At 68.2% G+C, this 18,968-nt stretch carries 22 protein-coding genes and 1 tRNA gene; 16 read left to right on the top strand and 7 right to left on the bottom strand.

Going from position 1 to position 18,968, the window contains the following annotated elements; translation table 11 throughout:
* Positions 1-150: 150 nt before the first annotated feature.
* Positions 151-825 (top strand): cation:proton antiporter domain-containing protein, encoded by a 675-nt coding sequence (locus DPM12_RS06015; protein WP_211658519.1) that lies wholly within the window; start codon positions 151-153, stop codon positions 823-825.
* Between the two features lie 42 nt (positions 826-867).
* Positions 868-1,080, top strand: coding sequence for a hypothetical protein (locus tag DPM12_RS23535; RefSeq protein ID WP_211658517.1), 213 nt, complete (start codon positions 868-870; stop codon positions 1,078-1,080).
* Positions 1,081-1,131: 51 nt separating this feature from the next.
* Here DPM12_RS23535 and DPM12_RS06010 read toward each other — a convergent pair whose 3' ends face one another.
* From DPM12_RS06010 to DPM12_RS06000, 3 genes are all read right to left on the bottom strand, one after another.
* Positions 1,132-1,788, bottom strand: coding sequence for a class I SAM-dependent methyltransferase (locus tag DPM12_RS06010; RefSeq protein WP_112257361.1), 657 nt, complete (start codon positions 1,786-1,788; stop codon positions 1,132-1,134).
* A gap of 108 nt (positions 1,789-1,896) precedes the next feature.
* The gene (locus DPM12_RS06005; protein WP_112257360.1) at positions 1,897-2,778 is read right to left on the bottom strand and encodes a M56 family metallopeptidase; all 882 of its coding nucleotides are present in this window, start codon (positions 2,776-2,778) and stop codon (positions 1,897-1,899) included.
* Complete coding sequence (locus DPM12_RS06000) at positions 2,775-3,161, bottom strand: BlaI/MecI/CopY family transcriptional regulator (RefSeq protein WP_211658515.1); 387 nt, start codon at positions 3,159-3,161, stop codon at positions 2,775-2,777. The genes DPM12_RS06005 and DPM12_RS06000 overlap by 4 nt, the downstream gene beginning before the upstream one ends.
* Before the next feature lie 272 nt (positions 3,162-3,433).
* Between DPM12_RS06000 and DPM12_RS05995 the strand changes: the two genes are divergently transcribed.
* From DPM12_RS05995 to DPM12_RS05985, 3 genes are read left to right on the top strand one after another with little or no spacing between them, the layout of a single operon-like run.
* The gene (locus tag DPM12_RS05995) at positions 3,434-3,730 is read left to right on the top strand and encodes a DUF427 domain-containing protein (protein ID WP_112257359.1); all 297 of its coding nucleotides are present in this window, start codon (positions 3,434-3,436) and stop codon (positions 3,728-3,730) included.
* Entirely contained in the window at positions 3,730-5,088 is a 1,359-nt protein-coding gene (locus DPM12_RS05990) for a dihydrolipoyl dehydrogenase family protein (protein ID WP_112257358.1), read from the top strand. The genes DPM12_RS05995 and DPM12_RS05990 overlap by 1 nt, the downstream gene beginning before the upstream one ends.
* On the top strand, positions 5,085-6,473 hold the full coding sequence (locus DPM12_RS05985; protein WP_211658513.1) for a dihydrolipoyl dehydrogenase family protein: 1,389 nt from the start codon (positions 5,085-5,087) through the stop codon (positions 6,471-6,473). The genes DPM12_RS05990 and DPM12_RS05985 overlap by 4 nt, the downstream gene beginning before the upstream one ends.
* Before the next feature lie 239 nt (positions 6,474-6,712).
* Here DPM12_RS05985 and DPM12_RS05980 read toward each other — a convergent pair whose 3' ends face one another.
* Entirely contained in the window at positions 6,713-7,621 is a 909-nt protein-coding gene (locus DPM12_RS05980) for an NADP-dependent oxidoreductase (RefSeq protein WP_112257357.1), read from the bottom strand.
* A complete protein-coding gene (locus tag DPM12_RS05975) occupies positions 7,618-8,184 on the bottom strand; it encodes an NADPH-dependent FMN reductase (protein ID WP_112257356.1) in 567 nt (188 codons plus the stop codon). Before DPM12_RS05975 ends, DPM12_RS05980 begins: the two co-directional genes overlap by 4 nt.
* 87 nt (positions 8,185-8,271) lie before the next feature.
* Between DPM12_RS05975 and DPM12_RS05970 the strand changes: the two genes are divergently transcribed.
* The 10 genes from DPM12_RS05970 (at position 8,272) to der (ending at position 16,545) form a co-directional block, all read left to right on the top strand.
* The gene (locus DPM12_RS05970; protein ID WP_112257355.1) at positions 8,272-8,751 is read left to right on the top strand and encodes a MarR family winged helix-turn-helix transcriptional regulator; all 480 of its coding nucleotides are present in this window, start codon (positions 8,272-8,274) and stop codon (positions 8,749-8,751) included.
* Between the two features lie 219 nt (positions 8,752-8,970).
* Complete coding sequence (locus tag DPM12_RS05965; protein WP_245951208.1) at positions 8,971-9,897, top strand: ParA family protein; 927 nt, start codon at positions 8,971-8,973, stop codon at positions 9,895-9,897.
* Entirely contained in the window at positions 9,894-10,766 is an 873-nt protein-coding gene (locus DPM12_RS05960; protein WP_245951215.1) for a segregation and condensation protein A, read from the top strand. The genes DPM12_RS05965 and DPM12_RS05960 overlap by 4 nt, the downstream gene beginning before the upstream one ends.
* A 122-nt stretch (positions 10,767-10,888) precedes the next feature.
* Entirely contained in the window at positions 10,889-11,452 is a 564-nt protein-coding gene (scpB, locus tag DPM12_RS05955) for an SMC-Scp complex subunit ScpB (RefSeq protein WP_112257509.1), read from the top strand.
* Positions 11,445-12,185 carry a pseudouridine synthase gene (locus tag DPM12_RS05950; RefSeq protein ID WP_112257354.1) on the top strand — a complete coding sequence of 247 codons (741 nt, stop codon included), beginning with the start codon at positions 11,445-11,447 and terminating at the stop codon, positions 12,183-12,185. The genes scpB and DPM12_RS05950 overlap by 8 nt, the downstream gene beginning before the upstream one ends.
* 143 nt (positions 12,186-12,328) lie before the next feature.
* Positions 12,329-12,715, top strand: coding sequence for a chorismate mutase (aroH, locus tag DPM12_RS05945; RefSeq protein ID WP_112257508.1), 387 nt, complete (start codon positions 12,329-12,331; stop codon positions 12,713-12,715).
* The gene (locus tag DPM12_RS05940; protein WP_112257353.1) at positions 12,712-13,797 is read left to right on the top strand and encodes a prephenate dehydrogenase; all 1,086 of its coding nucleotides are present in this window, start codon (positions 12,712-12,714) and stop codon (positions 13,795-13,797) included. The genes aroH and DPM12_RS05940 overlap by 4 nt, the downstream gene beginning before the upstream one ends.
* A gap of 12 nt (positions 13,798-13,809) precedes the next feature.
* Positions 13,810-14,511 carry a (d)CMP kinase gene (gene cmk / locus DPM12_RS05935; RefSeq protein WP_112257507.1) on the top strand — a complete coding sequence of 234 codons (702 nt, stop codon included), beginning with the start codon at positions 13,810-13,812 and terminating at the stop codon, positions 14,509-14,511.
* Positions 14,508-15,176, top strand: a complete 669-nt coding sequence (locus DPM12_RS05930; protein ID WP_112257352.1) for a lysophospholipid acyltransferase family protein — start codon at positions 14,508-14,510, stop codon at positions 15,174-15,176. Before cmk ends, DPM12_RS05930 begins: the two co-directional genes overlap by 4 nt.
* A gap of 31 nt (positions 15,177-15,207) precedes the next feature.
* Positions 15,208-16,545, top strand: a complete 1,338-nt coding sequence (gene der / locus DPM12_RS05925) for a ribosome biogenesis GTPase Der (RefSeq protein ID WP_342778755.1) — start codon at positions 15,208-15,210, stop codon at positions 16,543-16,545.
* A gap of 31 nt (positions 16,546-16,576) precedes the next feature.
* Here the strand turns inward: der and DPM12_RS05920 are convergent, their stop codons facing one another.
* A complete protein-coding gene (locus tag DPM12_RS05920) occupies positions 16,577-17,359 on the bottom strand; it encodes an IclR family transcriptional regulator (RefSeq protein WP_112257350.1) in 783 nt (260 codons plus the stop codon).
* Between the two features lie 248 nt (positions 17,360-17,607).
* Here DPM12_RS05920 and DPM12_RS05915 point away from each other — a divergent pair.
* Positions 17,608-17,681 (top strand) — tRNA-Pro (locus tag DPM12_RS05915).
* Between the two features lie 127 nt (positions 17,682-17,808).
* On the opposite strand, the gene DPM12_RS05910 is transcribed toward DPM12_RS05915, so the two are convergent.
* Positions 17,809-18,960: an ROK family protein gene (locus DPM12_RS05910; RefSeq protein WP_112257506.1), complete on the bottom strand. Its 1,152-nt coding sequence runs from the start codon at positions 18,958-18,960 to the stop codon at positions 17,809-17,811.
* Positions 18,961-18,968 lie beyond the last annotated feature (8 nt).

Below are 18,968 nucleotides of genomic sequence, written 5' to 3'. Positions count from 1 at the left end.
CACCTCCGCACCGGATAGCCCTGGGGATGAACCTGCCGGAAACTCGGAGCAGCCTGGTACAGCCTGCCGTGGCCGCTCCGTGATCCAGCACACGTTGATCGGCGCGCGTTAGAAACATCATCGCGGGCATGCGCGTGCCGCGTCGACCGGTTGAGCCGAACTGATCGGCGAATATGGCGGGGCTGCCGGACTGTCCCCACCGACGCGGCACTCGGCGCGGCTGTGATCTCTGATCGGCGGCTACTGGTGCGGATCCGGCAAACGCTGAACGTGGAGAGCGGCCTCAACGACGGGCTCGCCCTGCCGGTGGTGCTGCTGGCCGCCGTGGTGGCAACCGGCGAGGGAGCGAACGGCTCCGCCGGCGAGTGGGTGTGGTTCACCGTGCGGCAGATCGGCCTCGGTGCGGCCGCGGGCGTCCTGGCAGGCACGGCGGGTGGGTGGATGCTCAAACGCCTCGACGCGATGGGATCGATGACGTCGACCTACCGGCGCCTGTCCGTCCTGGCGCTGGCGGTGCTGGCGTATGCGCTCGCCGAGTCGACCACCGGCAATGGATTCATCGCCGCGTTCGTGGCCGGGCTGTGTTTCGGCACCGTAGCTCGCGAGCAGTGCCCGCACGTTCACGAGTTCTCCGAGGGCGAGCTGCTGGCGATGCTCACGTTCGCCATGTTCGGTGCGGTGATCGCCGGGCCCCGGCTGGCCGACCTGGACTGGCGGGTCGTCGCGTACGCGGTGCTGAGCCTGGCGGTGGTGCGCGTACTTGCGGTGGCCGTGGCGATGATCGCGTCGAAGGTCCAGGTCGAGACGGTGATCTTCCTGGGGTAGTTCGGTCCGCGTGGTCTCGCGTCAATCCTGTTCGCGCTTCTCGTGGTGGAGCGAACCGGGATCGCGCATGCCGACACGATCATGTTGGTAGCCGGCACGACCGTCGTCCTGAGCGTCTACGCGCACGGCTTGTCCGCCGTTCCCTGGGCGCGGCGGTTCGCCCGCCGCACGGAGGACTTGAGCTCCTCGGCGCCGGAGCGGCTCGCGGTCACCGAGCACCACATGCGAGCCGGCACGGGACATGTTCCCCGGTAAGCTGTCCACGCGGCGCGCGCCAACGGCTAGCTGCAGGAGCTCGCCACCTCGTCACGAGGGCTTGTGCGCCTGAATGAGCTCGACGATTCCTTTCTTGTACCGGCGTTGCTCGTCGATGACGAAGCCTGTGTCGACGACGAGCGGCATGGGCCTGCGGGTTTGTGAATCTGCGACCAGCCAGAACGTCGCCTTCTCGATCACTTTCTGCAGGACGGCGATCGGGCGGCTCGTGCTGACCACGTGGTCGGCGAGCAGGAGCGTGCCGCCCGGGCGCAGGACCCGATACATCTCGGTGATGGCGCGACGATGGTCGGGGATGTTGCACAGCGAGAAGGTACAGACGACCGTGTCGAACGTGGCGTCGTCGTAGGGGAGCGCGTGGGCGTCCCCGTCGTCGAGTTGCACCGTGCGGCCGAGGTCGCGGGCGCGGTCGGCGGCGATGTCCAGCATGGCCGGGCTGACGTCGAGTCCGGTGAACTGGATGTCCGCGCTGTAGTAGGGCAGGTTCCGGGCGGTTCCGGCAGCGACCTCCAGGACGCTGCCGGACGCGCGGGCACAGGTCCACGCGCGGGCATCGTCGAAGAGATGCCGTTCCCAGAACGCGATCTGGCGGTCGTATCGGGGAGCCTGCCGGTTCCAGAGCTTGCGCTGGCGGGCGACGGCGTGCGTAGCGCCTTCGGGTTCGTGGTGGTCTGGACGGGTGGACATGTCGGAGCCTCCGTATCGGTGTTGTTGCCCGACTGAATTACTATTCAGATATAGTACTATAAACTTATAGTACTTGCTACGTCGTGCCACGCGGAATGTCACGTCGGCTCAGACCAGGCAGCACATCTGGGAAGCGATGCAGACGTGATAGAGGAGGACGCCGTAGCTGGCGATGAGCGCGATCCCCGGAAGGCTGGTGAACAGCACGGACGGCGGAACGGGGCGGCAGAGTCGCGGGGCGTGACCGGTCTCCAGTTGGGCCACGCGCGTGTCGAGGAGTGCCGGGCCACCCATTGCCGCCACGGCGGTGCCCGGCATCGTGGATGGCTCGCCGGCGGATTTGAGCAACGCGCCGGCGACGGGAGGCACGCCACAATCGTGCATGGCCGCGCGGTCGGCCTTGAGCTCCTGGTGATCGAGAACACGCGCAAGAAAGCGGCTCACGAGCGGAACGAAGAAGAGCGCCGCGGCCCACGTACGCAGGGCGAGTACCTTGAGTGGGTCCCGGTGGCGCACGTGGTAGCTCTCGTGCCGCAGCACGGCGGCGAGCTCGTCGCGCGTCGCCGAGTTTACCAGACCCGCGCTGGCGACGACACGCGGGCGCCAGATTCCGTAGGTGAACGCGTACGGCGTCTGGTCAGGAATCTCCAGGACAGGTGCCGGCGATTCGGCACGGCCGGCCGCGGCGGCAAGCTTCGGTGAGGCGGGAACCGCGGCCCGGGCGACCCAGCGCGCCAGCCTGACGGTGCGCGTGCCCTGCCGTGCGAGCGCGCTCAGCCCACCGAACGCCACGCTCGACCAGAACGTGATCATTAGAACCCCGAACGCCACCACCGACGGCGTCAGCTCGGGCAGCGAAGCAGGCCCACCGATCACCGAGGTCAGCATCACGAGATAGCTGCCCAGTATGACGAGGCCGTCGACCGCCGTGACAGCGAGCGCCCCCAGCAGGACGCCGTGCGCCAGGTGCCGGGTGGCGTGTGACCTCATGTCGGCTCACCCCCTGGCTCCAGCAGTGCCCGCAAACGATCTCGCAGCTCGGGGTCGGCGCTCGCCTGATCGACGAAGTGGGCGATGGCAGCATCGCCGTGATCACGGACAACATCACGCACCGCGAGTTCGGCAGCGTCTCGCACCGCGGGCTGGTAGACGTAGCCCCGGCCGGACCGCGTGCGGGTGGCGGCTCCGCGTTCGGCCAATCGGCCGAGCACGGTCATCACGGTCGTGTAGGCGAGTGGCTCCGTGCGGCGCCGGTTGAGCCCCTCCAGCACCGCACGAACGGTCATCGGCTCGTCCGAGGACCACAACGTGTCCATGACCTCGGCACCGAGGGGACCGAAGAGATTGCTCAGCTCTCGCGCGCGATCTGCCACGAATTCGACTGTACTATGCGCCCGTCGTAGATGACATTATCCCGCCTCAAGGATCAACGTGAGGACGACACCGGCCGGGCTGCCCGGCGGGAAGCCGAGGTCGGTGGGGTCGTCCGTCGGCGGGTGGGGATCGAGGCAGAGGGCAAACTCCCCAGAACCATGGACGCGGTATCGAAAACGCGGGTGGAGTGTCAGCGGCCTGACAATCACCCTGGCGGTTGCCGTTCCGTACTCGTTTACCTGGTGCAGCCAACACGCGGAGGAGACTCGCCATGGTTCGCGCGATATGGAACGGCGCCGTCGTCGCCGAGAGCGACGAGACGACGATGGTCGAAGGCCAGCGCTATTTCCCGCCAGGCGCGATCAACCCGGAGTATTTCACTGCGACCCGGACACGCACCTTGTGCCCGTGGAAGGGTATTGCCTCGTATTACACGGTTTCGGTCGACGGGGTCGAGCTCCCGGACGCAGCGTGGAGCTACCGCAGGCCGTTCCCGTTGGCCCGCAAGATCAAGAAGTATGTCGCGTTCTATGGCGGCATCGAAATCGTGGATGAGGAGAAGGTGTGATGAACGAGCAGGTCGACGTCGTCGTTGTCGGCATGGGTGTCGGCGGGGAGACGGTCGCTGGGTCCCTGGCGGATGCTGGTCTCGACGTGGTTGCCATCGAGGGCGAGCTGGTCGGCGGCGAGTGCCCGTATTGGGGATGCATTCCCAGCAAGATGGCCATACGCGCGGGAGACCTGGTTGCCGAGACGCGCCGGGCCAACGGCATGTCCGGGCGGGCCGAGGTGAGCCCGGATTGGACGCCGGTGGCGCGGCGGATCCGGGACGAGGCCACCACGAACTGGGACGATCGCATCGCCGCAGAGCGGTTCACCGGCCGGGGAGGCCGGCTCGTCCGGGGCTGGGGAAAGCTAGCTGGCCCGGGCCGGGTCGAGGTGGACGGCACCACGTTCGAGGCGCGGCGCGGCGTGGTGCTGGCAGCGGGCACGTCGCCGATCATCCCGCCGATCGACGGGCTGGCCGGCACGCCGTATTGGACGAACCGCCAGGCGCTCGAGGCCGCGGAGGTGCCCGAGTCGCTGCTGGTGCTTGGCGGTGGCGCGATTGGCCTGGAATTGGCGCAAGCTTATGCCCGGTTCGGTTCGCGGGTGACGGTGGTCGAGGCGCAGGATCGCGTGTTGCCGGGCGAGGAGCCGGAGGCGTCGCGGATCGCCCGGACGGCCCTGGAAGCTGACGGGATTGCCGTGCACACGGACAGCCGCGCCGCGAAGGTCGGGCGCGACGGCGACCGTTTCACCCTGACGTTGCAGGACGGGAGCGGCCTGGATGCGGAGCGGCTGCTGGTGTCGGTCGGGCGCCGTGCCGATCTCGGACGGCTCGGTGTCGACACGGTGGGCCTGGATCCGTCCGCGCCGCGTGTCGCCGTCGACGATCGCCTGCGTGCCGGTGAGAATCTGTGGGCCGTGGGCGATGTCACCGGGCGGGGTGCCTTCACCCATGTCGCGACGTATCAGGCCGGCATCGTTGTCCGGGAGATCCTCGGTGAGGACGGGCCCCTGGCCGATTACCGGGCGCTGCCGAGGGTGACGTTCACCGATCCCGAGATCGGCGCGGTCGGTCTCACGGAACAGCAGGCACGCGAGGCCAACCTCGCCGTGCAGACCGGTGTCGCCGAGGTGCCGTCTACGGCGCGTGGTTTCATCCACAAGGCCGGCAACGACGGCGCTATCAAGCTGGTCGCGGATGCCGAGCGCGGTGTCCTCGTCGGCGCCACCTCGGCCGGGCCGACCGGCGGCGAGGTCCTGGGGGCCCTCGCGGTGGCGGTGCACGGTGAGGTACCCGTGGAGCGGCTGCGCCACATGATCTACGCCTACCCGACATTTCACCGGGGCATCGAGGACGCCTTGCGTGATCTCTCGTGAGGTGGGGCCGAGACACCGGCGTGCGTGATCCCGACCTGATCGTTATTGGCGGGGGAGCGGCCGGTCTGGGCGCGGCCCGTGCCGCGGCGCGTCGCGGAGCTCGTACGGTGCTCGTGTCTGACGGCCAGCCGGGAGGGGACTGCACGTTCCACGGTTGCGTGCCCTCGAAGACCCTGATCGAAGCGGCTAACCGGGGAGTGCCGTTCGGCGACGCCACGCAACGGCTGCACGATGTCGTGGCGCGGATCGCTGCCACCGAGAACGCCGAATCGCTGCGTGCGGAAGGTGTCGACGTCGTGCTCGGCAAGGCCGCGTTCACCGCGCCGGGCAAGGTCACCGTGGAAGGCACGACGATGCCCGCGAAGCGAGCCGTGGTCGCCACCGGCTCGCGCCCGGCCGTCCCGGCCGTGCCTGGGCTGTCCGGATCGGCGTACCTCACCAATGAGACGATCTTCGATCTCACCGACCGTCCCGCCTCCCTCGTGGTGCTCGGCGGTGGACCCATCGGATGCGAGCTCGCACAGGCTTTCGCACGTTTCGGCACGGCCGTGACGCTCGTCGAAGCGGACGCTCGGCTGTTGCCCCGACAAGAAGCGCAGGCCTCGGACGTCGTCGGCGAGGTGCTGGCATGTGACGGCGTCGACGTCCGCACCGGCACCCGGGTAACCGGGGCGGCGCGTGCCCGTAGCGGCGTGCGGGTCTCGCTGTCCGATGCGACGACCGTCGAGGCGGAACGCCTACTGGTCGCCACCGGGCGCGTGCCCATCTCCGATGAGCTCGGCCTCGCGGCAGCCGGTGTCGAATGCCACGAGGACGGCCGCGTCGTCACCGACCAGTACCTGGCCACCACCACCCGTGGCGTGTACGCCGCGGGTGATGTCACCGGCCGGCTGCCGTTCACGCACGCTGCCTATGAGATGGGTCGCCTCGCAGCGGCGAACTCGTTGCGCCGGCGCCGGAGTCGCTACCGGCCCGAGCCGACGCCGTGGGTCACCTTCACCACGCCAGAGGTCGCCCAGGTGGGGGTGACGGAGGACGCGGCGGGCGCGGGTGCCCGGGTGGCGTACCTGCCGATGGCTGAGGTGGATCGTGCTCTCGCTGCCGGCAGCACCGACGGCTTCATCAAGCTCGTCGCCGGTCCCCGCCGGTTGTTGCGGGGGACCGGCGGCGGACGCGTTCTGGGCGCCACCATCGTGGCCGAGCGTGCCGGCGAGATGATCCACGAACCGGCGCTGGCCATGGCCACCCACATGTTCACCGGGCGGCTGGCCGCGGCGACGCATGCCTATCCCACCTGGTCACAGGGTGTGCAGCTCACCGCCGCCCAGTTCTTCATGACCACCGGCGGGCGACGAGCACACCCGGCCAGGAACCGACCGCGCTAGAGGGACGGAAGAACTCCCTCGTCTGCCCATCACCGTTGGTTCGCGTTCCTGCGGATTGCCGCGGTTGACAGTGCGAACACGGCAGCGGCGGACGGGCTGGCCACGGACTACACGGGGCCAGTTGCGGCACGCTCTGGTGGTGACGTGACTTCGATGCCGAAACATGCATCAATTCGCCGATCCGGCGAAGTTCTCGCACGTGTGAGTATCGAAGTCGCCACCGTCACCCCGCACGGCCCTCAATCATCGAGCGTAACGACGACCTTTCCCCGGCCGTGCCCGGTCTCCACGAGGCGATGCGCATCGGCGATCGCGGCCAGGGGGAATCGTTCCCGGATCGGCATGCGCAGCGCACCCCGCTGGTATAGGGAGACGAGGTCGCCGAGCTGTTCGGGAACACGCTGCGCACGCACCCCGACGACACCGAGCTCGTCGGCCAGCTCGTGGTCGACGAGCGTGGCGATCCGGTTCTTGTCCCGGACGAGGTCGACAGAATCGTGCAGCGCCTGCCCGCCCACGGCATCGAGTGCGGCATCCACGCCGTCGGGTGCCACGGCACGCACCCGTTCGACCAGGCCGTCGCCGTACGAGACCGGCGTCGCGCCCAGCTGCGCCAGATACGCGTGGTTGGCCTCACTGGCCGTGCCGATGACGCTGGCACCCCACGCGCGGGCGAGCTGGGTGGCGATCGTTCCCGTCCCGCCGGCCGCGGCGTGGACGAGCAGCGTGTCACGCGGACGGATGTCGAGCACGCGCAGCGCGGTGTACGCGGTCGCGCCCGACGAGGACAGCCCGCCGGCGACGTCCCACGGCATGTCCGGGGGCTTGCTCACGATCGAGTCCGCGCCGGTGACCACGTACTCGGCGAGGGATCTCATGAATGCCCATCCGAGCACCTCGTCACCCGCGGCCCACTCGCCGGCATCGTCGCCGACGCGGTCCACCACCCCGGAGAACTCGTTGCCGAGCTGTTGGGGGAACGTCACCGGGAACGGGAGCGATCCGCCGCGGACTCCGACGTCGAAGGGTTGGATCCCCGCGGCGCGCACCCGGACTCGGACCTCTCCGGGTCCGGGATGCGGCCGCTCCATATCAGCGAGATGCAGCTCGTCCGGCGTTCCGTGCCGGTCGAAGACCACCGCTTTCATCGGACACCACTGCCTTCCTCGCGTGTCGCCCCGGTCATCGACGTGAGTTCGTCGAGCATGCCGTGGGCTGCGGACTCCATGGCCTCGTTCGGGTGCACCGCCTCGCCGCCGAAACATTCTCGCAGCGGAACGGCCACCCTCGTCGGTGCCGGCCGCATGCGCAACGCCGTGACGACCTGCTCGGCCATGCCAGCCGCGTGCTTGCCGGCCGATCCCATGCCGTAGCTGACGAGCCCGACCGGTTTGTGCGCCCATTCCTCGTAGAGGAAGTCCAGTGCGTTCTTCAACGGCGCTGGCAGGCCGCCGTTGTATTCGGGCAGGACCAGCGCGAACGCGTCCGTCGATGCGACGATCGCGCTCCATCGCCTGGTGTGCGGGTGCAGGTAGTGGCCCCGTGACGGGTGCTCGGGCTCGTCGAGGAACGGCAGGTTCACCTCGGCGAGGTCGACGAGGCCGGCGTCGAGTTCGCCGTGGTCCTTGGCCCGGGCGAGGAACCAGTCGGCGATGGCCGGGCCGGCCCGGCCTGGTCGGGTACTCGCGACGATGACGGCGAGCTGTGGCATGACGCCTCCTTGCGGGTTGATGTGTCAACTCAAAGCCTAGGAGCGTTGAGTTGACACGTCAACCCGGCCGGATTACAGTGACACCTCATGGATGAACCGCGATGGCTCGACGAGCGTGAGGCGCGGGCGTGGCGTGGCTACCGGCAGATGCGCGATCTTCTGGATCTGCAGATCGCCCGCGACCTGAACCAGGAGAGCGGGCTGTCCGACGCCGACTACACCGTCCTCACCGTGCTCTCCGAAGCGCCGGGCCACCGGATGCGTCTGATCGAGCTCGCGCGTCGGACGCTGTGGTCGAAAAGCCGGCTCTCGCACCAGCTCAGCCGGATGCAGCGGCGCGGGCTGGTACGACGCGAGGAGTGCGAGAAGCATCCCGAGGACTCGCGCGCCATCGATGCCGTGCTCACCGCGGAGGGCCTGCGCCTCATGGACGAGGCCGCTCCCAGGCACGTGGAGTCCGTACGCCGGAATTTCATCGACCTGCTCACCCCGGAGCAGCTCGACGCACTCGGTGACGGCGCCGAAAAGGTCATCGCCCACCTGCGCGGTGCCGCCACGAACGACTGACGCCAGCCCTGGCAGGTGTGGCGTTGGCGCATCCCATGACTGATCGTCAACGATCGCCTCCATGGACATGTGCACGATCGTCGACGACCACGCGGGCGTGGCGCAGCCGCCGAAAATGATCTGGAATTTCCCGCGGGGCGTCTACCGTGCACAGGTGGACACAGCGAGTAGGCTCACTCTGAGACCGTATGACCATCACACGGAGGAGCTCTGAAAGCCGTGGCATCGTCGACCCGAGACGCTTCGGGCGGTGTGCTTCCGCTCGAAGGCGTCGGCGCCGCCTCGGATGCTTCGGCCGAGGATGAAGAGTTCGACCTTGGCCCGACCCAGCGTCCGCGTGTCGAATTCCCGCCGCCAGGCCCCGTCCAGAAGCATGGTCCGGCGCGGATCGTGGCCATGTGCAACCAGAAGGGTGGCGTCGGCAAGACCACCAGCACCATCAATCTCGGTGCCGCCTTGGCCGACTATGGCCGGCGGGTCCTGCTGGTCGATTTCGATCCGCAGGGTGCGCTGTCGGTCGGCTTGGGCCTGGACGCGCATGATCTGGACCTGTCGATCTACAACGTGCTGATGGACGGCTCGCTCGATGCCGCCGATATCATGCAGAAGACACCGATCAACGGGATGGATCTGCTGCCGGCCAACATCGATCTGTCCGCGGCGGAGATTCAGCTGGTCACCGAAGTGGGCCGGGAGCAGGCGCTGGCACGCGTGCTGCAGCCGTTCGTCGCGCATTACGACGTGATCCTCATCGACTGCCAGCCCTCGCTCGGGCTGCTGACGGTCAACGCGCTGAGCGCCTCGGATGGTGTGATCATTCCTTTGGAGTGCGAGTACTTCGCGTTGCGCGGCGTGGCCTTGCTGCAGGAGACCATCGAGAAGGTCCGCGACCGTCTCAACCCGAAGCTGACCATCGAGGGCCTGCTGGCGACGATGTACGACGCCCGGACCGTGCACGGCCGGGAGGTGCTCAACCGGCTGATCGAAGGATTCGACGATCGCGTGTTCCACACTGTTGTCGGCCGCACCGTCCGCTTCCCGGAGACGACGGTCGCCGGTTTGCCGATCACCACGTTCGCCCCGACATCTCCCGGTGCCCGGGCGTACCAGCAGCTCGCCAGGGAGGTGCTGGCTCGTTGGCCGTGACCAGCGACACCGAGCCCGAGCTGCTGTTCGACGTCGACGATGCGGGGTCCGGCGCCGAGGGCGAGCACGACGGCGAGGGGTTCACGGTCCACCTCGACAATTTCGAGGGGCCGTTCGACCTCCTGCTCACCCTGATCTCCAAGCACAAGCTGGATGTCACCGAGCTGGCGCTGTCGCAGGTCACGGACGAGTTCATCGATTACATCCGGGCTGCGGAGTGGGATCTGGACGAGGCAAGCCAGTTCCTGCTCGTGGCGGCCACGCTGCTCGATCTCAAGGCGGCCCGACTGCTGCCCAGCGGCGAAGTCGAGGACGAGGAAGATCTGGCGCTGTTGGAGGCCCGCGACCTGCTCTTCGCTCGCCTGTTGCAGTACAAGGCGTTCAAGGAGCTGTCCGGTGTCTTCGCGGACCGGATGGCGGCGGAAGCGCTGCGCTTCCCACGTGCGGTCGGTCTCGAAGAGCGGTATGCGAATCTCTTGCCGGAAGTGGTGGTCGGGCTCGGTCCCCACGAATTGGCCCAGCTCGCCGGCAAGGTGCTCGCTCCGCGCCCGGAACCGAAGGTCGGGATGGCGCACTTGCACGAGCCCCGGGTAAGCGTGCGCGAGCAGGCCAGTGTGGTGGTCGACTGGCTGCGCGCGGCGCGTCAGGTCACCTTCCGGGCGTTGGCTGCGGACTGCCCGTCCACGACGCACGTGGTGGCACGCTTCCTCGCCTTGCTGGAGCTGTACCGTGAGCGCGTGGTGGCGTTCGAACAGGTGAATCCGCTGGGCGAGCTGACTATCCGGTGGATCGGCGACGACGATGACGACACTCCGGTCGGGGTGAGTGACGAGTTCGACGAACCAGAGCTGGTGGGGGAGAACGAGTGAGCAGTGAGCAGCCGAACGGCCAGCCACATGTGGACGGCCGGGACGGTGGCGAACACGGCGAGCACCGCCAACATGGCGAGCAGGGCGAGCCGGGCTTGCACGCGTCACTCGAGGCGATCCTCATGGTGGCCGACGAGCCGATCGACGAGGTCACCCTCGCTCAGGTCCTGGAGACCCCGCGCGCTGAGGTCGAGGCGGCACTTCAGGCGCTGGCTCAGGAGTATGCGGACGCCGGGCGCGGGTTCGACCTGCGGTCGGTGGCCGGTGGGTGGCGCTTTTACACCCATCCGGACTGCGCGGCGCTGGTGGAGCGATTCATCCGGGACGGGCAGCAGGCGAAACTGACCCAGGCGGCCCTGGAAACGTTGGCGATCGTCGCGTACCGGCAGCCCGTCAGCCGGGCCCGCGTCTCGGCGGTGCGGGGCGTCAACTGTGACGGCGTGATGCGCACGCTGACCACACGTGGCCTGGTCGAAGAGGGCGGCGTCGATCACGAGTCGGGCGCGATCCTCTACCGCACCACATCGTTCTTCCTGGAACGGATGGGGATGAACTCGCTCGACGAGCTTCCGCCGCTGGCGGATTACCTCCCGGAGGCCGAGGACGTCGAAAGCGAGCCCGGAGAGAGCCGCGCGGTGCCCAGCCAGGCGGCGCTCACGTCCACCGACCCGAGCGCCGATGAGTGACGCCGGCGATGGTGTCCGGCTGCAGAAGGTTCTGGCCGCGGCCGGTGTCGGCAGCCGGCGCGCCTGCGAGGAACTCATCGCCGCGGGACGCGTCGAGGTGGATGGCGAGACGGTCCACGTGATGGGCACGCGGGTGGATCCGGCGCGGTCGGTGATCAAGGTCGACGGCCTGCGGGTCACCACCGCGGAGTCGGGCAGGGTGTATCTGGCACTGAACAAGCCCCGAGGCGTGGTGAGCGCCATGAGCGATCCGCATGGCCGGCCCACTCTGGCGGAGTATGTCCAGGATCGCGAGGAGCGGCTTTTCCACGTCGGCCGGCTCGACGCGGACACCGAGGGACTGTTGCTGCTGACCAACGACGGCGAGTTGGCGCACCGGCTCACGCATCCGAGCTATGGCGTGTCGAAGACGTATGTCGCCGAGGTTCCCGGCCCCGTTCGCCCGGACGTCGGGCGGCGGCTGCGCGCCGGTGTGGAGCTCGACGACGGCGAAGCGAGCGTGGACTCGTTCCGGGTGAGGGAGCGGTTCGGCTCGCGGGCCATGGTCGAGGTGGTGTTGCACGAGGGCCGCAAACACATCGTCCGCCGGCTCCTGGAGGCCGTCGGCCATCCGGTGCGACGCCTCGTGCGCACGCACGTCGGGCCGGTCGCTCTTGGTGAGCTCCCGCCGGGGCAGACCCGGGAGCTGACCCTGCAGGAGACGGGCAGGCTGTATCACGACGTCGGGCTCTGAGCATCTCTCGAGCACGTGGCGCGTCGCCATGTCGGCGACGATGACGGTACCGTGCTTTACGTGAATGATGCAGCAGTGCGGGACCGGATGGCCGGACAGGCTCGGACGTGGTCGGGCCTCGCGGATGGACGAACGGGGGAATGGTGAACATACGAGCCGTGCGAGGAGCGACCCAGCTCGACGTCGACGAGCATGAGCATCTGCTGAACCGGACGTCGGAGCTCATGCAAGAGGTGCTCAAGCGTAACGACCTGACCTCGGACGACGTCATCAGCATCTTCTTGACCGCGACTCCCGACCTGCGTTCGGCGTTCCCGGCCGCCGCGGTTCGCGCGCTCGGCATCACCGACGTGCCGCTGTTGTGTGCCCAAGAGCTCGACATCGCGGGCGCGATGCCCCGTGTGGTGCGGCTGATGGCCCATATCGAAACTCCCCGACCGCGGGAAGACATGCGGCATGTCTACCTGCACGGGACGACGGTGCTGCGGGACGACATCGCCGGGAACGGCCCGAACGAGGACGATCGGTGAGCGACACCCGCAACGACCTGGAGAGCGTGCTGATCGTCGGCGCGGGGTTGCTGGGTACCTCCGTCGGTCTGGCCCTGTCCAGCGCGGGTGTCGATGTCCGGCTGCGCGACAGCAAACCCGAGATGCTCGCCGAGGCAGTTCGCCGCGGCGCCGGTCGTCCAGCCGAGCCGGACGATCAGACCGCGCAGCTGGCCGTGGTGGCGGTGCCTCCAGAGGCGGTCGGCGAGGTCGTCGCCGGCGTCCTCGGCCGGAGCGAGGCAGAGTACGCGACCGACGTCGCGAGTGTGAAGGTCCTGCCGGGTACCCAGGTGCGCGCCCACGCGCACGATTTCGGACGGTACGTCGGTAGTCATCCGATGGCCGGGCGCGAGATCTCGGGGCCCGGTGCGGCCTTGCCGGACCTGTTCGAGGGCCGTCCGTGGGTGATCTGCCCGGACGAGCACACGCATCAGCAAGCGGTGACGCGTGCGCTGAGCGTCGCGCGGATGGTCGGCGCGGCGCCGGTGACGATGACGGCGAGCGAGCACGACGCCGCGGTGGCCCTGGTGTCGCACGTGCCGCACCTGGTGGGCGTGCTGATGGCGGCGCGTCTCGTCGACGCTCCCTCTCACCAGGTACGCCTGGCGGGCCCGGGCATCGCCGACGTCACCAGGGTGGCGGCGGGTGATCCCGGGCTGTGGACCGAGATCCTCACGGCGAATGCACTGGCAGTGCGCTCGGTGCTGGGCGAGCTGCGCGACGACCTCGACGAGCTGATCGGCGTTCTCGACACGGCCGAGCCGGCGCAAGCCGATCTCTACCGGCTGATGCGCGCCGGTGTCGACGGCAGGTCGCGGCTGCCGGGCAAGCATGGTGCGGCGCACACCGAGTTCGCCACCGTGGCCGTGGTGGTGGACGACAAACCCGGCCAGCTGGCCCGCCTGTTCGCCGACGTCGGCGCTGCCGGCTCCAATGTCGAGGACGTGCGCATCGACCACAGTCCGGGGCAGGCCGTCGGCATGGTGGAGATCGATGTCCGACCCGGCGTCGACACCGAACTACGAGCGGCGTTGACCGCGCGTGGCTGGCACGTGCACGCCTAGTACCCTTTGGTCGTGCTTTCGCGTTCGAATCCGGCTACGGCTGACCTGGTCGTGGCGATCGATGGACCGTCCAGTTCTGGCAAGTCCACCGTTGCCAGACGAGTCGCCAGTGCCCTGGGGCTACGCTACCTGGATACGGGTGCGATGTATCGGGCCGTGACGTGGTGGATGCTCGACCAGGGCATCGACCTCGCGGACACGGAGCGCGTCGCCGCCCTGGTGGGGCAGGTTCCGGTGCGGATGGGCATGGATCCCGCCTCGCCTACGGTCCATGTCGGTGAGACCGACGTCGCTGCCGCGATCCGGGAGAGCCGCATTTCCGCGGCCGTCAGCCAGATCGCGACGAACTTGACGGTGCGCGCGGATCTCGTGGCCAGACAGCGCGAGATCGCTGCCGAGGGAGGCGTGATCATCGAGGGACGCGACATCACCACCGTGGTGGCCCCCGAGGCGCCGGTACGAGTGCTACTGACCGCGAGCGAGGACGAGCGTCTCGCCCGGCGTGCGCACGAGCTGCACGGCTCGGTGGATGATTCGGCCGTCGCCGCGACCCGTGACGAGGTACTCCGGCGCGATGCGGACGATTCCACGGTCGCCAGCTTCCAGGATGCCGCCGAGGGCGTCGACGTGGTGGACTCGTCCCAGATGAGTTTGAACGACGTTGTCGCGGCCGTTCTGGAGCTGGTGGAGAAACGGACCGGGATAGCACCATGAGCGCGGCTTCGCCGGTGCCGGGACGGCGGGGCGCAGCAGTCGGCCGACGCCTGGCCGGGATGCTGGCCCGGCTCGCGTGGTCGGTGAACTGCCACGGATCGGAACACGTGCCCGCCTCCGGCCCGGTCATCTTGGCGCCGAATCACACCGGGTTCATGGATGCGCCGCTGTTGGTGGCGACCTCGCCGCGCCCGGTGCACACGCTGGCCAAGAAGGAGCTCTTCCGCGGGCCGGTGGGCTGGGTCCTGCGCGCCGTGGGGCAGATTCCCCTCGACCGGGACGGACCGGGACGCGATCTGCTGGAGGCCGGCTTGGGTGTGCTGGAAGACGAGCGGGTCCTGGTCGTGTTCCCCGAAGGTACCCGTGGTGCGGGAGACTTCCAGGACCTGCGGACCGGCCTGGCGTGGTTCGCGCTGCGTTCCGGTGCACCCGTCGTTCCGGTGGTTTTCGGCGGCACCGGCAGGCGCGGGCGCACGCTCGGTGCGATACCCCGGTTCCGGGAGCGACTCGACGTGGTCTTCGGCCAGCCGATCACGCTGTCGGCGGACGGACGGCGTGGTAAGGCGGCGCTCGAGGCGGCCACGTCACACCTGCGCACCGAGCTCGTGGCACATCATGAGAGCGCACAGGCCATGCTGCGGGGCTCCGGAACGGGACCCTGGTGAGGAGAGACGAGTGAACGAGCGTGTGGAGACCATGCAGGCGGCGACCGAGCAGGGTCCGCTGCCCGTGGTCGCCGTGGTGGGCCGGCCGAACGTCGGCAAGTCGACGCTGGTCAACAGGATACTGGGCCGGCGCGCGGCCGTCGTGGAGGACGTTCCGGGTGTGACGAGGGATCGGGTGGCCTACGAGACGGCGTGGGCCGGCCGGGCGTTCACCTTGCTCGACACGGGCGGTTGGAACCCCGACGCGCAGGGCATGGCCGCCCGGATCACCGAGCAGGCCGAGATGGCCGTCGCTACGGCGGACGTGGTGATCTTCGTCGTCGACTCGGTGGTCGGGGCGACGGACGCGGACGAGTCCGTGGTGCGCGTACTGCGCCGGTCCGGTAAACCCGTGGTCCTGGCGGCCAACAAGGTCGACGGTCCGTCCGGCGAGGCCGACGCGGCGGCACTGTGGAACCTCGGACTGGGCGAGCCACACGCGGTGTCGGCACTGCACGGGCGGGGCAGCGGTGACCTTCTCGACGCCGTGCTGGACGCGTTGCCGGATGCGCCACAGGAAGCGTTCGACGAGGAGGAGGGTCCGCGCCGCGTGGCGCTCGTCGGCCGGCCGAACGTCGGCAAGTCGAGCCTGCTGAACACGCTGGCACGCGAGAACCGGGCCGTCGTCGATCCCGTGGCGGGCACCACCGTGGACCCGGTGGACGAGCTGATCGTCTTGGGGGACCGGGAATGGTGGTTCGTCGATACTGCCGGTATCCGCCGCCGGGTGCGCGAGGCGTCCGGAGCGGAGTATTACGCGTCCCTGCGTACTTCGGCGGCGCTGGATCGAGCCGAGGTGGCCATTGTCCTGGTCGACGCGAGCGAGCCGCTGTCCGAGCAGGATCTGCGGATCATCTCCATGGTGGTCGATGCCGGACGGGCACTGGTTCTCGCCTACAACAAGTGGGATCTGCTGGACGACGAGCGCCGGATCATGCTGGAACGCGAGATCGATCGCCAGCTCAAGCACGTGTCGTGGGCTCCCAGGGTCAACGTCTCGGCGCTGACCGGGCGGCGGGTTGACCGGTTGGTGACGGCGATGGACACCGCCCTCGACGGGTGGTCGACGCGGGTGCCGACGGCGAAGCTCAACGCCTTTTTCGGTGATGTCGTGGCCGCCCATCCCCACCCGGTGCGTGGCGGCAAGCAACCACGGATCATGTTCGCGACGCAGGCCGATACGCGCCCGCCGCGGTTCGTGCTGTTCACTACCGGCTTTCTTGAGGCCTCGTATCGACGGTTCCTGGAGCGGCGGCTGCGTGAGGAGTTCGGGTTCGACGGCACGCCCATCGAGCTGTCCATGCGCATCCGGGAGCGCCGTTCGCGGTGACGCGGTGATGCAATACGGTGAACCTCGGTGCTCAGGAGTCGCCGGCCACTCCCGCACCTTCGCGCGCGCCGTCCATCGCCACCCGCATCGAGTCGCGCAACGTGTGGGCGATTCCCGGGAGCTCATCGACGCCCACCCGGGACGAGGGCGCCGCGAGACTGACGGCAACCGGCAGGTCCACATATGGCAGCGGGACGGCGACGCAGCAACCGTGCTCTTCGTTTTCACCGTTATCGATGGCGAATCCCTGCTGGCGGACCTTCTCCAGCTCGGTGAAGAAGGCACCGGGCGTGGTGATGGTGCGGGCCGTTCGCCTCGGCATGCCGTCGGATTCGAGGATCTCCATAACCCGGGAATCGGGCAGTGTCGCAGCAATGGCCTTGCCCAGGGCGGTGGCGTGCACGTAATCACGGTCACCGGGGCGCGCAGCGAGCCGGACGGTGCTGGGACTTTCGAGAATGTCGACGTAGGTGATCCGGGTGCCGTCGAGCGCTCCAATGTTCAGGGTCTCGTTGTAGAAGTCGCGTAGCCGGAGCAGGTGCGGGCGAAGGTGATCGGCGAGGACTTTCATCTGCCTGGTCTGCAATGGAAGGAACGCCGGCCCCATGCGGTACACGTTGGTTCCGGGTTCGCGCGTGAGATAGCGACGCTGTTCCAGGCTGGCCAGATAGCGATACCCCGTGCTCTTGGGAAAGTCGCGGAGTTCCGAGATCGCGCCAAGGGTGATGCCCTCGGGTCTCTTCTGGATGAGATCGAAGATGTCGCAGACGCGGTGCACAGCACGAATCGAATAGGTGTCGTCGTTGTTCTCCATGCAGAAAACTCCTTATTCATTAGCGATAGACGAATTCGTGATTGTTCTCCTATTTGTCCGTCACTGGTGGCAGAATTGTTGCTACCAGTGACGATGGATTTTCTCTATGGTTGCGTACATTACACTAAATGAAACTACGAGCTCAATTATGTTCGCGCCTACTCGATCGAAATTCCAGCGCGGGCCGCCTCGCCGTGAACTGGCGGGCTGGTGTAGAGTGCGTGGTGGTCCGGTCAGGTGTCGGACAGCGGGCTGTGGCGCAGCTTGGTAGCGCACTTCACTGGGGGTGAAGGGGTCGCAGGTTCAAATCCTGTCAGCCCGACACATGCGAGGTTCGGATCGAGTCGATAGCCTCCGCAAGTCCTGAAGACGGCGAACCCGTCGGGCGAGCCATCGCTCAGATCCTCAGGCGTCATCGGCGGATCACCATCATGTGAGTACTCCACCGTTCATCGTGCGTCGCGAGTGATACGGCTGATCCGGTCCGGGTCGAAGAGCGCGTCTTGGGCAATGAGTGAGGCGCCGATGACACCGGCCTTGTCGCCCAGGCGCGCCTGCTCGACGACGAGCCCGGCGCCGGCGACATCCGGTACGCCCGCGCGCACCGCTTCGCGCACGGCGATGACGAACGGGTCACCGGCCTCGGCGAGATTGCCGCCGACCACCAGCGCCTGCGGGTTGAGCGCGGCGACGACGCCGATCAGGGTGTCGCCGATGGTGTACCCGGCGTCGGCGAGGAGCTCGAGTGCATCGTCGTTGCCGGCGGAAGCGAGGCTGACGATGTCAGCACTGGTGCGCACAGAGTGTCCGCGGCTGAGGAGTTCCCGGCGGATGGTGCCGCCACTGGCCACGTACTCCACGCGGCGTTGGCGCCCGTCCGGGGGAGCGGGGCGGCTCAACTCGCCCGCGCCGCCTTGCCAGCCGCGATAGATACGTCCGTCGAGGATGAGCCCGCAGCTCACCCCGACTCCGGCCTTGAGGACGACGAGATGGCGATAATCCGGCCATCCCAGCCGGGATTCGGCAAGCGCCATAATATTGACATCACGCTCGGCCGCGCACACGGCCGGGAACTCGCCGGTGAACAGATCCGGGAGGACGACGCCCTTCCAGACTGGTTCGACGTCTGGCGTGGTGATGTGTCCGGTAGCGGTGTCGACGGGAGCGGGCACGCCGAGGCCGATGCCATGCACGTCGGCTCGTGTCGTACCGAGCTGCTCGAGCATGTAGTCGACGACCTGTGTTACCCATTCGACGATGCGCTCGGGCCCTTCGGGGAACCCGATGTCGGCTTCGTCCTCGATGAGCACCGTGGAGACGAGGTCGGTGAGCCCGAGCCGGGTGTGCGAGCTGCCGATGTCGATCGCGAGCAAAAGGCCGGCATCCTTGTGGACAGCGAACTCCTCCGGTGGACGTCCACCGCGTGAGCTGAGCTGCCCGGCGCTGACGATGATCGAGGCGTCCAGCAGTTCGTTCAGGCGCCGCGAGAGCGTGATCCGTGACCAGCCGAGATGGTCGACGAGGTCGGTCCGCGTGGTGGCCTGCCCGGATCGGATGAGGTCAAGCACGACGCCCGAACCCGTGGCCAGGACGCGCCCCATGCTCAACA

The sequence above is a fragment of the Phytoactinopolyspora halophila genome (genome assembly GCF_003287285.1).
Lineage (GTDB): Bacteria > Actinomycetota > Actinomycetes > Jiangellales > Jiangellaceae > Phytoactinopolyspora_A > Phytoactinopolyspora_A halophila.
Note: the sequence above shows the minus strand (reverse complement) of the source record. Positions and strands in the feature narration are given on the sequence as shown.

What these genes read in the sequence shown, in the direction of transcription:
- DPM12_RS06010 (WP_112257361.1), bottom strand. Translation starts at nt 1,788, where the DNA reads ATGTCCACCCGTCCAGACCACCACGAACCCGAAGGCGCTACGCACGCC.
- DPM12_RS06005 (WP_112257360.1), bottom strand. Translation starts at nt 2,778, where the DNA reads ATGAGGTCACACGCCACCCGGCACCTGGCGCACGGCGTCCTGCTGGGG.
- DPM12_RS05995 (WP_112257359.1), top strand. Translation starts at nt 3,434, where the DNA reads ATGGTTCGCGCGATATGGAACGGCGCCGTCGTCGCCGAGAGCGACGAG.
- DPM12_RS05990 (WP_112257358.1), top strand. Translation starts at nt 3,730, where the DNA reads ATGAACGAGCAGGTCGACGTCGTCGTTGTCGGCATGGGTGTCGGCGGG.
- DPM12_RS05980 (WP_112257357.1), bottom strand. Translation starts at nt 7,621, where the DNA reads ATGAAAGCGGTGGTCTTCGACCGGCACGGAACGCCGGACGAGCTGCAT.
- DPM12_RS05975 (WP_112257356.1), bottom strand. Translation starts at nt 8,184, where the DNA reads ATGCCACAGCTCGCCGTCATCGTCGCGAGTACCCGACCAGGCCGGGCC.
- DPM12_RS05970 (WP_112257355.1), top strand. Translation starts at nt 8,272, where the DNA reads ATGGATGAACCGCGATGGCTCGACGAGCGTGAGGCGCGGGCGTGGCGT.
- scpB (WP_112257509.1), top strand. Translation starts at nt 10,889, where the DNA reads ATGGTGGCCGACGAGCCGATCGACGAGGTCACCCTCGCTCAGGTCCTG.
- DPM12_RS05950 (WP_112257354.1), top strand. Translation starts at nt 11,445, where the DNA reads ATGAGTGACGCCGGCGATGGTGTCCGGCTGCAGAAGGTTCTGGCCGCG.
- DPM12_RS05930 (WP_112257352.1), top strand. Translation starts at nt 14,508, where the DNA reads ATGAGCGCGGCTTCGCCGGTGCCGGGACGGCGGGGCGCAGCAGTCGGC.
- der (WP_342778755.1), top strand. Translation starts at nt 15,208, where the DNA reads ATGCAGGCGGCGACCGAGCAGGGTCCGCTGCCCGTGGTCGCCGTGGTG.
- DPM12_RS05920 (WP_112257350.1), bottom strand. Translation starts at nt 17,359, where the DNA reads ATGGAGAACAACGACGACACCTATTCGATTCGTGCTGTGCACCGCGTC.
- DPM12_RS05910 (WP_112257506.1), bottom strand. Translation starts at nt 18,960, where the DNA reads ATGGGGCGCGTCCTGGCCACGGGTTCGGGCGTCGTGCTTGACCTCATC.